The sequence below is a fragment of the Micromonospora sp. WMMD730 genome (genome assembly GCF_049178955.1).
GTDB classification, from domain to species: Bacteria; Actinomycetota; Actinomycetes; order Mycobacteriales; family Micromonosporaceae; genus Micromonospora; species Micromonospora wenchangensis.
Genome location: NZ_JBMHML010000002.1, coordinates 1,716,001 through 1,730,351 on the forward strand (window position 1 = coordinate 1,716,001; position 14,351 = coordinate 1,730,351).

Consider the following 14,351-nt stretch of genomic DNA (forward strand, 5'->3'; position numbering starts at 1 on the left):
GCCGGGAGTCGACGGCATGCTATCGAGAAGCATCGATTGACAGAAGTTTGTCCGATCGGGACACTCGATGAAACATAACCGTGCGTGCAAGGCGTGGCGCTGCCGCTCCGGGAGGACCAGATGAGGCTCGTACACCGGCGGCCCCTGTTCGCGGGAGCGCTCGCCGCCGCCACCCTGGTCAGCGTCGTCGGGGTCGCGACGGCGGCCTCCGCCGCCACCGGCTGCCGGGTGACCTACACCGTCTCCAGCCAGTGGAGCGGCGGCTTCGGGGCCAACGTCGCGATCACCAACCTCGGTGACCCGATCAACGGCTGGCAGCTCACCTGGTCGTTCACCGCCGGCCAGCAGGTCACCCAGTACTGGAACGGCACCGCCAGCCAGAACGGCGGCCGGGTCACCGTCGGCAACACCACCTGGAACGCGGCGCTCGGCACCGGGGCGAGCACGTCGTTCGGGTTCAACGGCTCGTGGAACAACGTCAGCAACCCGGCACCTACCGACTTCGCGCTCAACGGCACCCCCTGCACCGGCAGCACCACGCCCACGACACCGACCACGCCCACCCCGGGCACCCCGCCCCCGACCACGCCGCCACCCACCCCGACCACCCCGCCGCCGACCACCCCGGCACCGACCACCCCACCACCACCCACCCCGAGCACCACCCCGAGCGGCGCGGAGGCGACCATCGTGCCCGACCCGTCCTGGACCTGCGGCCGGTCCACCGGCCTCGTGCCCCCGACCCGTGGCCGGCTGGTGTTCCGGGCGACCGCCCAACTCGGCGCGATCCGCGACGTCGGCGTCACCCAGTACGGCCACCGCCGCATCCTCGACATCCGGGGCGGCACGGTCACCGGCGACCGGATCAACGGCAGCATCCTCACCGGCGGCCTCGACCTCGAACTCACCCTCGGCACCGGCGCGACCGAGCTGGAACAGGTCGCCATCCTGCGCACCGGCGACGGCACCCCGATCTACCTGCGCACCTGCGGGGTCGCGCCGGCCGGCGACTCCACCGTGCGGATCGTGCCCGACTTCGAGGCCCCGAACTCCAGCGCGTACGCCTGGTTGAACACCGGCACCTACGTCGGCACCCGGACCGTCGACACCGCGACGAACACCCTGAACCTGGCCGTGTACGACGTCTCCGGGGTGTCCTCGGCCGACCCGCGCGTGCAGCTACGGGACCCTGCCGGGACGGCCAACCAGTCGTGGGACTGCCTGACCGGCAGCGGCACCCGGGGCGCGGCGGTGTTCACCGAGACCGTCACGCTCGGGGCCAGTGTCTCGGTCGGGGCCAGCAAGCGCGGCACCCGCAACATCATCCCCATCACCGGCGGCACCGTGACCGGCCGGGTGACCGGGACCGTCCTGCCCGGCGGGGCTGACTACCAGCTCATCGGCGCGACCAGCACGCTCGACGCCCGGTACGTGCTGTCCACCAACGACCGGGAGCTGATCCTGGTCCGCAACTGCGGGGCGTTCGGTCGGCTGGTGCCGACGTTCGAGGCCCGCGCCGCCGGCCCGTACGCCTTCCTCAACGCCAACACCTGGCTCAGTTCCGACCCGGGTTCCGCCCCGGGCGGCGTGAGCATCACCTTCTACGAACGCCGATGACGTGGGGGAGGGGGCCCGCCCTCCACCCCGGCACCCGGCCCCGCCCCACGGTCCCGAGGGGCGGGGCCGGGGTGCGTCCGGCCCGGCCGGTCAGCCGGACAGTGCCAGCCCGGCCACCTCGTCGGCGCAGCCCCAGGACAGGGTCACCCCGGCGCCCCCGTGGCCGTAGGCGTGCACCAGCCGCTGCCCCGGGGCCGGCCCGGCCTGCACCGCGACCCGGGGGCCGCCGTGCCGGGCCGGCCGCAACCCGACCCGTACCCCGAGCACGGGGGCGTCGGCCAACTCCGGCACCAGCGCCACGCACCGGGCCCGGACCGCCGTCGCGGTGGCCGGGTCGGGGTCGGTGTCCCACCGGTCCGGTTCGGCGGTGCCGCCGAGCACCACGTCGTGCCGGCGCGGGTGCACGTAGGTGATGCCGGCCGGGTTCTCCTCGTCGCGTACCGAGGTGGTCAGGCCCGGGTTCGCTACCAGCACCAGCAGTCCGCGTACCGGGTGCACCGCCGGGTCGCAGGCGAGCCGCCCGGCGGCCAGTCCGGTGGCGTTGACCACCGTCGGGGCCAGCGCGAAGCCGTCGTCGAGCCGCGCCAGCCGGCCGGTCACGATCCGGCCGCCGGCCGCCGTGAACCGGGCGACCAGCCAGTCCAGGTACGGCGACATCTCCACCGTCGGCGCCGTGAACCGCAACTCGGTGGCGTACGGTCCGGAGCCGGGGTGGGCGGCCAGGTCACCGGCCGCCGCCGCCCACCACGGCGGGCCGGTCCACGGACGGCGCAGCAGCATCCGCGTCGGCCGGGCCACCACCCCGGGCACCCCGGCCTCGGCCTGCCGGCCCAGTTCCGTGTACGTCCCGGCGGCCCAGCGCAGCACCCGGGGGTCGGCGTCGGTGTGGCTGGGGTACCAGACGGCGGCGGCGACCGCCGACACCGTGTCGCCGGGCGGGTCGGCGGTCAGCAGGGTCACCCGCGCGCCGCGCTCCCGCAGCCGTACCGCCGCCGTCAGCCCGATGATCCCGCCCCCGACCACCAGCACGTCCGTGTCCATCGTCGACCTCCCCGCCGGTGCCGCCCGCAGGTAGGGGTGGCCGGACCCGGATCGTCTCTCCGACCGGCCCGACGGGTCCACGACGGAAATGGCACCGGAGCCGTCGGCGGACAGATATCCGACAGTTATTCGGAAAGCCGATCTCCGGTGGGAAATGGGATCGCGGACGGTATTCGTCATCGGTAATGTCCAGCGGCGTCGAATTCCGCCACCTGCGGAGTCGACCGACAGCATTGGTGTCATTCGCCGCCGGTGGCGACCGGTCAGGCGGTCCTGTCGATCTGCCGACCCGTTCGGCCTGCGGGCCGTCGGGTCCGCCGACCGACCGGTCCGCCGGTGGCCCGGTCCGCCGGGCCCGCGCCACGGCCGGCGACATCCGTAGTCGAGGAGCCTCCCGTGCCCGACCTGGAACCCCAGCCGCAGCCCGATCCCTACGCGGCCCAGCCCGGCCCGACCACCGACCGGCAGCCCGACCCGCCGGCCGGCACACCCCTGCGACCTGCGGGCGACCCGGCGTCGCCCGGCGGACCGGCGTGGCCTGGCGGACCGGCGTGGCCTGGCGGACCGGTGTCGCCCGGCGGACCGGCGTCGCCTGGCGGACCGGCGTCGCCCGGCGGCGACCCGCCGGCCGGTGCGACGGCGTCGGGCGGTGCCGCGCAGGCGCAGGAGTCCCCGGCCGCCGGGGACCGGTTCGCCCACCGCCCGCCCGGCTACCCGAGCGCCCTGGTCTGGCTGCGCGCCGGCATCGTGCGGGACTGGCGGGGCGCGCTCGGCGCCTTCCTCGCCACCTGGTTCTACGTGCCGTTGGCGCTGGTCGCGGCGGTCTGGGGTGGCCTCGCCCTCGGCCTGTACGGGCTGGTCGCCGGGGGCACCCAGTCCGACGAGACGGTGCCCGCGCTGCTGCGGGACGCCCCGCTGGTCGGGCCGCTGCTGGAGGCCTTCGTGGCGCGTTCCGGCGGGGTGGTCGGCGGGTTCGCCGGGTTCGCGCTCGGCGCGCTGGTCGGTTTCCTGGCCGTGCTGGTGCTGCCCTGGCGCAACGCCTTCGACGAACCGGCGAACCTGTTCACCGGCCTGGCCGGCATGGTGGTCGCCGCCGGCCTCGTCGGGTTGCTCTACACCGTCGGGCGGGTGCTGCTGGAGCCGTGGCTGCTGGGCGTCTCGGGGGCACGGCCGCTCAGCAGGCGGGAGGCCGAACGGCTGCGTCCGCTGCTGAGCGACTGCGCGGCCCGGCTCGGCCTGCCCGGGGAACCCCGGCTGCTGATCGAGGACGACCCGGTGCTCGCCAACGCCCGCGCGTACGCCCGGCACGTCGTGGTGAGCACCGCCGTGCTCGACTGCACCGACGAGGAGATCGCCGCGCTGCTCAGCCACGAACTGGTGCACTGGCGCACCGGCGACGAGGTGACCAGCGCGTTCATCCGGGGTGTCGGCCTGCCGCTGGTGCTGGTGCACGCCCTGCCGGCCTGGCTGATGCGCCGGTTCCCGCACCCGGCCACCGACTTCGTGGTGTTCCTGTTCTTCTGGCCGGTGCTGCTCACCATGCGGTACGTGGTCCTGCCCTGCCACCGCCGGGACGTCCGGGCCGCCGAGTACCGGGCCGACGCGGGTGCGGTGCTCGCCGGGCACCGGGACGGGATGCGGTCCATGTTGGAGCGGCGACGCTCCTTCGAGACCGGGCGCAGCGGCTGGGACGAGGCGGTCTGCGCCACCCACCCCCCGTCCGAGCTGCGCCTGGACCGGCTGGACCGGCCCGTTCCCGACCCGATGACCGACCGTGCGGCCACCGCACGCGGCCTCGACGAGCTGTTCGGCGGTACGACGACGACGGCGGTCGGCTCCCGTCGCGCCCTGCTGCTCGTCGGCGCGCTGGTGCTGGTGAGCTGCCTGGGCGGTGGGCTGACCACGGCCCAGTGGGCGTTCTTCCGCCCCCAGGCGGCCGTCGGCGACTACTTCGCGGCCCTGGCCGACCACGACGGCCCGGAGGCGCTCGACCAGCTCACCCCCGACGTGCGGGCGACGCTGGGCGACACCGGGCAACTCGCCCGGATGGTGGCGGCGAAGGACTACCGCCCGCCCACCGACGTGTCCGTGACGGAGGTGGAACGCGACGGCGACGAGGCGGTCGCCACGGTCGCCTACACCCTCGCCGGGCGGAAGCTGACCGCCGAGCTGCCGTTGCGCCGCGACGACTCCGCCGTGCTCGGGCTGTTCCACCGCTGGCACATCGACGCCGCCCCGGCGACCCTGACCCTGCCCGGCGGCCCGGCCCCGCTGACCGTCAACGGGGTGCCCGCGCCCACCGGCGCGCAGGAGACGGGGGTGGCGGTGCCGCTGCTGCCGGGGGCGTACACGGTGGCGGGGGAGAGCACCGCGCTCAGCGAGACGGCGCCCCGGGTGGTCTACGTCGTACCCGGGCAGCAGAGCGTGAGCGGCGCGGAGCTGACGCCCACCCTGCGGCCCGAGGCGCAGGCGGCGGCGGAACAGAGCGTACGGTCCTATCTGGACGGCTGCGCGGCGCAGGCGGTGGCCACCCCGCAGGGGTGCCCGTTCCGCTACTACACCGGCGGCTCGCCGGTGAAGAAGATCGCCTGGAAGATCACCCGGTACCCGACCATCGAACTGACCCTGACCGGCCCGGCCACCGCACGGGTCTCCACCTCGTACGAGTCGCAGGGGTCGGCGCAGGCCACCGGCAGCACCGTCGGCTACTTCGGGACCACCCCGTTCACCGAGAACGAGACGTTCGGGGTCAGCGGCGTGCTGTCGGTGGTCGACGGCACGCTGACCTTCCAACCCGGTGACGACTGAGCCGCCGTCGGCCGGACCGCATGACTGAGAGGCAGACCGAGATGACCGCGCCCCGCTCCACCGCACCGGCCCGGCTGGTGCTGGCCCCCCGTGCCGCCGGCCCGCAGCGCACGACGCTGCTGGCCTGGCTGCACCGCGACCCGCGCTACCGGGCCCTGGTCCGCGACGCCGGGCCGGGGGGCGGGGCCGGTGGCCGGGCCGGCTTCAGCGACGCGGTGATCATCGCGGTGGTCGCCCAGGGGCTGCTGCCCGGTCTGTTCAACCTGGTGCAGAGCTGGGTGGACCAGCAGCGGACCGAGGTGAGCATCCGGCTGCAGGTCGGCGACTCCGAGGTGGAGATCCAGGTCAACGGCCGCACCGACGCGGCGAAGCTGTTCGACGAGGCCCAGCGGGCGCTGCGCCCGACCGACCCCGGCAACGAGATCACCCCCGACGGCTGACCCACCTCCGACGGCCCTCGCGCCCGCTGGGCGGCGCTCGGCCCGGCGGCGCTCAGCAACGGGGGTGATGTAGCGGTATCCGCAGCTTGGGATGGCGCTACATCGCCCCCGTTGTGTGCCGGGCGCCCGGGGCGGCGGGGTGGGACGGTCAGGCGGCCTTGGCCAGGGAGTCGTACTCCTCGTCGGTGAGCTGCACCTGGGCGGCGGCGACGTTCTCCTCCAGGTGACCGACCGAGGACGTGCCCGGGATGGGCAGCATGACCGGCGAGCGGCGCAGCAGCCAGGCGAGCGCGAGCTGCGCGGGCGTCGCGTCGTGGCCGGTGGAGATGGCGTCCAGCGGGCCGCCCGGCTTGGCCAGGTTGCCGGTGGCGATCGGGAACCACGGGATGAACGCCAGGTCGTTGCGCTCGCAGTGGTCCAGGACGTCCTCGGCGCTGCGGTCGGCCAGGTTGTAGAGGTTCTGCACCGACACGATCGGGGTGATCTTCTGGGCCGCCTCGATCTGCGCGACGGTCACCTCGGACAACCCGATGTGCCGGATCTTGCCCTCCTGCTTGAGCAGGGCCAGCTCGCCGAGCTGATCTTCCAGCGGCACCTTCGCGTCGATCCGGTGCAGCTGGTAGAGGCCGATCGACTCCAGGCCCAGGTGCCGCAGGCTCAGCTCGCACTGCTGGCGCAGGTATTCCGGCCGCCCCACCGGCCGCCAGTCACCCGGCCCGGAGCGGGTCAGGCCGGCCTTGGTCGCGATGACCAGGTCGTCGGCGTACGGGTGCAGCGCCTCCCTGATCAGCAGCTCCGAGACGAACGGCCCGTACGAGTCGGCGGTGTCGATGAACGTGACGCCCAGCTCGTACGCCCGGCGCAGCACCCGGACCGCCTCGGCCGGGTCCTTCGGGTCGCCCCACACCCCCGGCCCGGTGATCTGCATGGCCCCGTAACCGAGCCGGTCGACCTGCAGGTCGCCGCCGATCCGGTAGGTGCCTGACGCCTTCGCGGGCTGACTGCTGGACCCCATGTGCCGTACCCCGATCCTGTCGTTGTCGTCGGTGGCAAATCTAGCCACCCACCCCGACGGCTTTCCCGAAGATCGCGGTCGGCAACACCCCCGGACCGAATGTGGGCACCGACACTCAGCCGGCGTGCCGGATGATCACCAGCGCCTGGTCGTCGTCGGAGCCGGAGAGCTTGGTCAGCAGGGTGTCCGCGATGACCTCCACGGGCTGGTCCCGCACCGGTACGAGCACCTCGTGCAGGGCCGTCACCCCGGCGTCGTACGCCTGGTCGCGCCGCTCCACCAGCCCGTCGGTGTACGCCACCAGCAGGTCACCCGGGCCGAACGCCACGGTCGTCACCGGCACCGGGTCACGGACCAGCCCGAGCGGCAGCGAGTGCCCCGTCCAGACCGTCTCCGGCGGCCGACCCGGCCGCAGCAGCACCGGATGCGGATGCCCCACCCGGGCGACCTGCGCCTGCCCGGCCACCGGGTCGACCACCATCGCCAGACAGGTGCCGAGGAACCCGACCCCGAGCAGCCCGGTCAACCGGGGGAACACCTCGGCCAGCGGCACCCCGGAGCGGATCAGCGTGTTCACCACCGTCCGCAGCTGCGCCATGTCGGCCGCCGCCTCGACCTGGTGGCCCACCACGTCCCCGACGACCACGGCCAGCCGGCCGTCGTCCAGGTCGACCAGGTCGTACCAGTCGCCGCCCAGGTGCAGGCCGCTCATCGCCGGTTGGTAGCGGGTCGCCAGCTCCAGGCCGGGTGGCCCGATCGTCGCCGAGGTACGCAGCCGGCCCGCCAGCCGGGTCACCAGGTTGTGTTCGGCGGCGGCCAGCCGGACCCGCTCCAGGGTCTGCTCGCACAGGTCGGCGACGGTGTCCAACAGGGCCAGGTCGTCGTCGTGCAGCGCCCGTTCCCGGGGCCAGCCGAAACCCAGCGCGGCGATGGGCCGCCGGGAGGCGTCCAGCAGCGGGAGCACGACCGTGGTCACCATCCCGTACTCGCCGGCCGGGTCCGGCAGGCCGGGATGCCGGGCGGCGAACTCGGCCCGGTTGCGCAGGATGATCCGTTCCCCGGTGCGCAGCGCGTGGGCGATCGGCCGGGGGTCGTCGATGGTCAGGTCGTCGAAGGTGGCGACCAGCCCGCTGGGCAGCTCCGCGTGCCACAGCCGGACCCGCCGGCCCTCGTCGCGCATCGCCAGGCCGGGCAGCGCCGCGCCGAGCGCCGTCGGGGCGGCGTCCAGGATCACGTCGATCGCCTCACCGGTGGAGCGGGTGACGCTGAGCCGGGCGGCGAACTCCGCCATCGCCCGCGCCGACGCGGTCAGCTCGGCCCGCCGCAACGCCTGGCTGCACAGCCCCGCCACCGCGTCGAGCAGGATGCGGCGGGCCTCCTCGTCGGCGGCCGGCCCGTCCCAGCGCACCTCCAGCGCTCCGAGCACCGCGCCGCCACCGTCGCGCAGCGGCAGGCAGAGCCCGTCCGGCAGTGGCACGGTGGTCTCCTCACGTACCGCGCGGGCCAGCGGCTCGTCGTCGGTGACCCGCAGTTCGCCGGTGCCGGTGTCGTCGGTCACCGTCAGCTCCCAGGCGCCCGCCGTGGCCGCCGCGACCCGGACCCCGTCCGCGCCGACCAGACCGGGGGTGACCGCGCCGACCACGTCCATCACCGCCTCCCGGCTGTCGGCGGCGCTGAGCGCCCCGGCGAGCCGGGCCAACCCCTTGGCCTGCCGCAACGCCCGCCGCCGGTCCCCGTCGGCGGCGACGACCGGGCCGCCGTGCGTGGCGGCGTCGGCGGTGCCGCCGGGCGCGGCGGTGACGGTGGTGAGGACGCCCTGCGGATGGCCGGCGGCGTCGACCACCGGGCCCGACGAGAAGACCGGCCCGGCTCCGTCGTCGCCGTGCCGGCAGCTGACCCGGGCGGCGGTGAGCACCCCGGTCAGCGCGGGCACCGCGTCGGGCCAGACCGCCGAGGCGGGCCGGCCCAGCGCCCGCGTGCCGGCCGGGCCCAGCAGGGCCAGGTAGCCGTCGTTGGCGAGCAGCACCAGCTCCGGCCCCCACCACAGGGCGGCCGGCGTCGGGCTGTGCAGGCAGAGGACCAGGGCGGTACGCAGGCTGGGCGGCCAGTCGGCCGGCGGGCCGAGCGGGGTGCCGGCCCAGTCGTGGTCGACGATCCACCGGCCGGCCGGGCCGGCGTGGGAGAGCAGTTCGCGCCAGCGGGAGTCGTCCGGCGGCCGGGGGGCGTCGGACGAGCGAGCCATGTCGGGACCTCCGCTCCGCGGATCGAGCGCCTTCCCCATCAGTCGGACCGTACCAGCGTCGGCTGACGGGCACGTCTGCCGATCTGTCGGCGTGGGCCGGCCGAAAGGCCGGCCACGCCGCCCGCCGCACCCGGTGTCCGACCGGGGAGGGCCCCGTCCGGCCCGCAGTTGTCCCGACCGGCGGTCAGGGGCGTCCCCACCGTGGGACGCTGGCCGGGTCCGGGGGACGCCACCGGCGCGGTGTGGCGCCGACGCGGGGAGGGGACGCGATGACGGGTACGCCGCAGCTGGACTTCGCACTCGACACGTACGAGTGCATCGTGCTCTATCCGGGTCCGGCCGGTCGGGTGCTGCCGAAGGAGACCGTGCAGCGCCTCCAGGCCGAGCACACCGCGCACATGCGGGCCCTGCAACGGCGGGGTTTGGTGCTGGTGGCCGGTTCGATCGACGGCCCGGCCCGGGAGCCCGCCCCGCCGATCGGCATCGGCCTGGCCCGCACCGGTTCGGTCGAGGACGTACGCAGCGTGATGGAGGCGGACCCGGCGGTGCAGGCCGGCCTCTACATGGTCGACGTGCTGACGTTTCTCTGCCCGGCGGGCTCGCTGGAGTTTCCGCTGGTCAAGACCGACAGCTGAGCGCCGGGTCGACGGGCGTGGCGCGGCGGTGACCGACGGTGGCGGCGTCGGCGCACGGGAGCACGGGAGCGCGCGGACGGCGATTGCCGTCGGGCGGTACGATTCCCGGCGCGCGGTCGCCGATGCCCGCCACTTTCCGACGTGCCCCCGGCGTGGCCCGCGTCCCGCCGGCCACGCGCCCACCCCGCGCGTCGTCGGACCCTGTTCCTCAGTCCGCAAGGGGTCGGCCCGCAGGTCGACCCGGAGGAGAGACTAGCCTGATGGGCGTGAACCGCCGCGCGAAGATCGTCTGCACTCTTGGCCCCGCCACCTCGTCCCCGGAGCGGCTCCGGGGCCTCATCGAGGCGGGCATGAACGTGGCCAGGCTGAACTTCAGCCACGGTAGTCACGCCGACCACGAGTCGGTGTACCGGATGGTCCGCGAGGCAGCCGAGGCGGTCGGCGTGCCGGTCGCCATCCTGGCCGACCTCCAGGGCCCGAAGATCCGGCTCGGCAAGTTCGCCGACGGGCCGCACGAGTGGCGCACCGGCGACTCGGTGGTGATCACCGGTGACGACATCCTCGGCACCCGGGACCGGGTCTCCTGCACCTACCGCAAGCTGCCCCAGGAGGTGAAGCCGGGCGACCGGCTGCTGATCGACGACGGCCGGGTCGCCGTCGAGGTCAGCGACGTCACCGGCAACGACATCCGGTGCCTGGTCACCGAGGGTGGCCCGGTCTCCAACAACAAGGGCGTCTCGCTGCCGAACGTGGCGGTCAGCGTCCCGGCGATGTCGGACAAGGACGCCGAGGACCTGCGCTTCGCCCTCGGCCTGGGTGTCGACCTGATCGCCCTCTCCTTCGTCCGTACGGCGGAGGACATCAAGCTCGTCCACGGCATCATGGACGAGGAGGGTGTGCGCCGGCCGGTGCTGGCCAAGGTCGAGAAGCCCGAGGCGGTCGACCACCTGGAGGCGATCGTGCTCGCCTTCGACGGCGTCATGGTGGCCCGGGGCGACCTCGGCGTCGAGATGCCGCTGGACCAGGTGCCGCTGGTGCAGAAGCGGGCCGTGCAGCTGTGCCGGGAGAACGCCAAGCCGGTCATCGTGGCCACCCAGATGCTCGACTCCATGATCGAGAACTCCCGGCCGACCCGCGCCGAGGCCTCCGACGTGGCCAACGCGGTGCTCGACGGCGCGGACGCGGTGATGCTCTCCGGCGAGACCAGCGTCGGCAAGTACCCGGTGCTCACCGTCAGCACCATGGCCAAGATCATCACCACCACCGAGGCCGGTTCGATCGGGGTGCCCCGGCTCCAGCACGACCCGCGTACCCACGGCGGCGCGCTGACCGTGGCCGCGTCCTCGATCGCCCGCGCCATCGGGGCGAAGGCGCTGGTGGCCTTCTCGCAGACCGGTGACACCGTCAAGCGGCTCAGCCGGCTGCACTGCGACCTGCCGCTGCTGGCGTTCACCCCGGTCCCCGAGGTGCGCAGCCAGCTCGCGCTGTGCTGGGGCGTGGAGACCTTCCTGATGCCGTTCGTGCAGCACACCGACGACATGTTCCGCCAGGTCGACCAGGCGTTGCTGGGTCTCAACCAGGCCACCCCCGGCGACTACGTGGTGATCGTCGCGGGCAGCCCGCCCGGCACCCCCGGCTCCACCAACACCCTGCGCGTGCACCAGCTCGGCTCCCTGGTCGACGCCGCCAGCGCCCGGGCGCTCCAGTGAGCACAGCGGCAGTTCCGGTGAGCGCGAGGAGCGCGCCGGGTTTGCGCGCCCCGCAGTCGCGAGCAGCGGCAGTTTCGGTGAGCGCGAGGAGCGCGCCGGGTTTGCGCGCCCCGCAGTCGCGAACAGAGCAAGCTCGGTGAACGGGCGTCCGGCGGCGACCGGCCAGGCCGCGGTCGACCAGCTCCTCGAGGTCCTCGACCTCGACCACACCGGCGCGACGTCCTTCCGTGGGGTCAGCCCCTCGGTCGGCCCGCAGCGGGTGTTCGGGGGGCAGGTCGCCGGGCAGGCTCTGGTCGCCGCCGGGCGCACGGTCGACCCGGAGCGGTTCGTGCACTCGCTGCACGGCTACTTCGTCCGGCCCGGCGATCCGGCCGAGCCGATCGACTACCAGGTGGAGAACGTCCGGGACGGACGCTCCTTCTCGGTCCGCCGCTCGGTGGCGTTGCAGCACGACAAGCCGATCTTCTTCATGTCGGCGTCCTTCCAGCGGCAGGAACAGGCCCTGGAACACCAGGCTCCGACCCCGCCGGACGTGCCCGGTCCGGACGACGTCCCGACGATGTCCGACCGGTTGGCCCGCTATCCGGAGCGGCTGGGCATCTGGGGGCAGATTCCCCGTCCGATCGACGTCCGCTACGTCGGCGAGCCCGGCTGGGTACGCCCCGGCGACCGGCCCGCCGACCCGTACCAGCGGGTCTGGATGCGCATCGACGGCAAGCTGCCCGACGATCCGCTGCTGCACGCCTGCGCGCTGACGTACGCCTCGGATCTGACCCTGCTGGATTCGGTCCTGTCGGTGCACGGCGAGGTCTGGGGGCCGGGCGGCCTGGTCGGGGCGAGCCTGGACCACGCCCTGTGGTTCCACAGGTCGTTCCGGGCCGACGAGTGGTTCCTCTACGACTGCTGGAGCCCGTCGGCCTCGGGCGCGCGGGGGCTGGCCACCGGCCGGATGTTCACCCTCGACGGTCGGCACATCGCCAGCGCCGTCCAGGAGGGCCTGCTGCGTCGCGTCGGCGACTGAACACCCCCGCCGCCGGGGTGCGGCGGGGGCCGGCCGGGCTCAGAAGCTGCTGACCACCTTCACCAACGCCTCGTCGATGGTGGTCGGGTTCTTGGCGTCGAACGCCTTGCCGGCCGACGCCTTGGCGATCCGGTCCAGCGCGGCCAGGTCGGAGTCCTGGTCGAAGGCCACGCAGAAGACCTTCACCGGCTTGTTCGGGTCCAGCGCGATGTCGCGCAGCAGCCGGTCGAGGTCGCTGTCCTTCTGGTATTCGTTCTTGCCGTCGGTGAGCACCACCACCGCGTTGATCCGGTTCGGGTCGTACCTGTCGAGCAGCGTGCGGTGCGCCGCGCGGACGGTGGCGTACAGGGCGGTGTTGCCGCCGATGCGCAGCCCGGCGAGTTTCCGGTTGAACGCGTCCCGGTTCAGCGGCGCGAGCCGTACCTCCTCGCTGTACGGCCGCTTCGGTCGTTGCGGGGTCTCGCTGGAGAACGACCAGAGCGCCACCTGGTCGGCGGCGTTGAGCAGCCCGATCGCCTTGCTGGCGGCGTCGGTGGCCACCTGGAACCGGGTCCGGTCGCCGACGCTTGCCTTCATCGAGCCGGAGGTGTCCACGGCGAGCAGGATGTTGGCCTTCTTGCGCAGGGTGTCCCAGCTGCCGAGGATCGCGCCGACCACCTCCGGGGTGGGCGGGTCGAAGTAGGTGAGCCGGTCGCCACCCGGCCCGGCCACCGTGGCCAGCAGCGTCTCGGCGGGCCGGCGTTCGTCGTCGCGGAAGCCGAGCGCGGCGAAGCTGCGCTGTTGCGGGCCGTCGCGGAGGAAGGTGAGGAAGTCCTCGGCGGCCTCGCGTTGCGCCGGGTCGGCCGACGGCAGCACCACGTACGGGTGGTCGAGGTTGAAGGTGCCCTCCTTGGGGTGCACCGCCACCAGCGGCACCCGGGGCTTGCTGCCGGTGGGGCTGAGCTGGCCCTGGTTGTAGAGGTAGACCAGCTCCTCCTGGAGGACGATCGCGCTCATGTCGGTCGCCGGGGCGTCCCCGGTGGCGGCGGCGTCGGCCTCGGCGAGACCGCGCAGCAGGTCCACCGAGTCGTCGCTGTAGTGCGAGACGTTGGCCTCGATCCGCCTGACGAACTGGGTCACCGCCGGCTGGGCGAGGTCCTCGCTGGTCAGGTCGCTGGCCCGGTTGACCGCCGCGTAGTAGGTGGCGATGGTGGCGGCCAGACCGGAGGTGGACAGGTGCGGGTTGTCCTTGCCGAAGGTGAACCGGCCCCACTCGGGCTTGCCGAACGCCGCCCAGCCGGTGCCGCCGGAGAGGCCGAGCACGTCGGCCCAGCCGAGCGGGCCGCGCTGCTGCACCAGCTCGCCCCGGTCCTTCGGCATCGCGATGACCAGCGGACTGTTGGCGATCGACGGGTACTGCCCGGGGGTCTGCGCGGGCCGGCCCGCCGCCTTGTCGAGCAGACGCAGCTGCCCGGTCCACAGTGACGAGGTGGGCAGCCACACCTGTGGCTCGGCGACCTTCGGCTGGGTGAGCGCCCACCCGCCGGCCAGCGCCTCCATCGCCTCGCCCGAGTTGAGGCCGTGCACGGTCACCTGCGCGCACCGCCCGCCGAAGCGCCGGTCGGCGGTGTTGTACCGCTCGGCGAGCTGGGCGACCAGCGCGCTCTTCTCGGTGGAGGAGCTGACCTCCAGCGGTACGCAGTCGGCCCGGTCGGTGCCGGGCGTCGGCCGGACGTACAGGTACGCCCCGGCGATCACCGCGAGCCCCGCGACGACGGCCACCGCGTGCGGCAGCCACGGTCGGGCGGGACGCTGACCGGCGGCCATCGGCTCCTCCAGGGGTT

General features: G+C 74.1%; 10 protein-coding genes. 6 read left to right on the forward strand and 4 right to left on the reverse strand.

The features are described from left to right. The first annotated feature begins 120 nt into the window (after positions 1-120). Positions 121-1,617: a DUF3237 family protein gene (locus ACN265_RS07820; protein ID WP_421406556.1), complete on the forward strand. Its 1,497-nt coding sequence runs from the start codon at positions 121-123 to the stop codon at positions 1,615-1,617. A gap of 90 nt (positions 1,618-1,707) precedes the next feature. Here the strand turns inward: ACN265_RS07820 and ACN265_RS07825 are convergent, their stop codons facing one another. After that, entirely contained in the window at positions 1,708-2,658 is a 951-nt protein-coding gene (locus tag ACN265_RS07825; protein ID WP_421406557.1) for an FAD-dependent oxidoreductase, read from the reverse strand. Positions 2,659-3,054: 396 nt separating this feature from the next. Here ACN265_RS07825 and ACN265_RS07830 point away from each other — a divergent pair, with 396 nt between their 5' ends. Together ACN265_RS07830 and ACN265_RS07835 are read left to right on the forward strand one after the other, a co-directional pair. Beyond that, the gene (locus ACN265_RS07830; RefSeq protein ID WP_421406558.1) at positions 3,055-5,466 is read left to right on the forward strand and encodes a M48 family metalloprotease; all 2,412 of its coding nucleotides are present in this window, start codon (positions 3,055-3,057) and stop codon (positions 5,464-5,466) included. 20 nt (positions 5,467-5,486) lie between these two features. Beyond that, complete coding sequence (locus tag ACN265_RS07835) at positions 5,487-5,906, forward strand: effector-associated constant component EACC1 (RefSeq protein WP_421406559.1); 420 nt, start codon at positions 5,487-5,489, stop codon at positions 5,904-5,906. Positions 5,907-6,054: 148 nt separating this feature from the next. On the opposite strand, the gene ACN265_RS07840 is transcribed toward ACN265_RS07835, so the two are convergent. Then, complete coding sequence (locus ACN265_RS07840) at positions 6,055-6,921, reverse strand: aldo/keto reductase (RefSeq protein ID WP_420117342.1); 867 nt, start codon at positions 6,919-6,921, stop codon at positions 6,055-6,057. 115 nt (positions 6,922-7,036) lie between these two features. Continuing rightward, positions 7,037-9,163, reverse strand: a complete 2,127-nt coding sequence (locus ACN265_RS07845) for a PP2C family protein-serine/threonine phosphatase (RefSeq protein WP_421406560.1) — start codon at positions 9,161-9,163, stop codon at positions 7,037-7,039. Positions 9,164-9,432: 269 nt separating this feature from the next. Between ACN265_RS07845 and ACN265_RS07850 the strand changes: the two genes are divergently transcribed. From ACN265_RS07850 to ACN265_RS07860, 3 genes are all read left to right on the forward strand, one after another. Beyond that, positions 9,433-9,798, forward strand: coding sequence for a YciI family protein (locus tag ACN265_RS07850; RefSeq protein WP_088643099.1), 366 nt, complete (start codon positions 9,433-9,435; stop codon positions 9,796-9,798). Between the two features lie 260 nt (positions 9,799-10,058). Then, complete coding sequence (gene pyk / locus ACN265_RS07855) at positions 10,059-11,507, forward strand: pyruvate kinase (RefSeq protein WP_208569251.1); 1,449 nt, start codon at positions 10,059-10,061, stop codon at positions 11,505-11,507. Positions 11,508-11,643: 136 nt separating this feature from the next. Next, positions 11,644-12,528 (forward strand): acyl-CoA thioesterase, encoded by an 885-nt coding sequence (locus ACN265_RS07860; protein WP_204926033.1) that lies wholly within the window; start codon positions 11,644-11,646, stop codon positions 12,526-12,528. A 39-nt stretch (positions 12,529-12,567) separates the two neighbouring features. On the opposite strand, the gene ACN265_RS07865 is transcribed toward ACN265_RS07860, so the two are convergent. Next, the gene (locus tag ACN265_RS07865) at positions 12,568-14,334 is read right to left on the reverse strand and encodes an extracellular solute-binding protein (RefSeq protein WP_421406561.1); all 1,767 of its coding nucleotides are present in this window, start codon (positions 14,332-14,334) and stop codon (positions 12,568-12,570) included. Between the last annotated feature and the right edge of the window lie 17 nt (positions 14,335-14,351).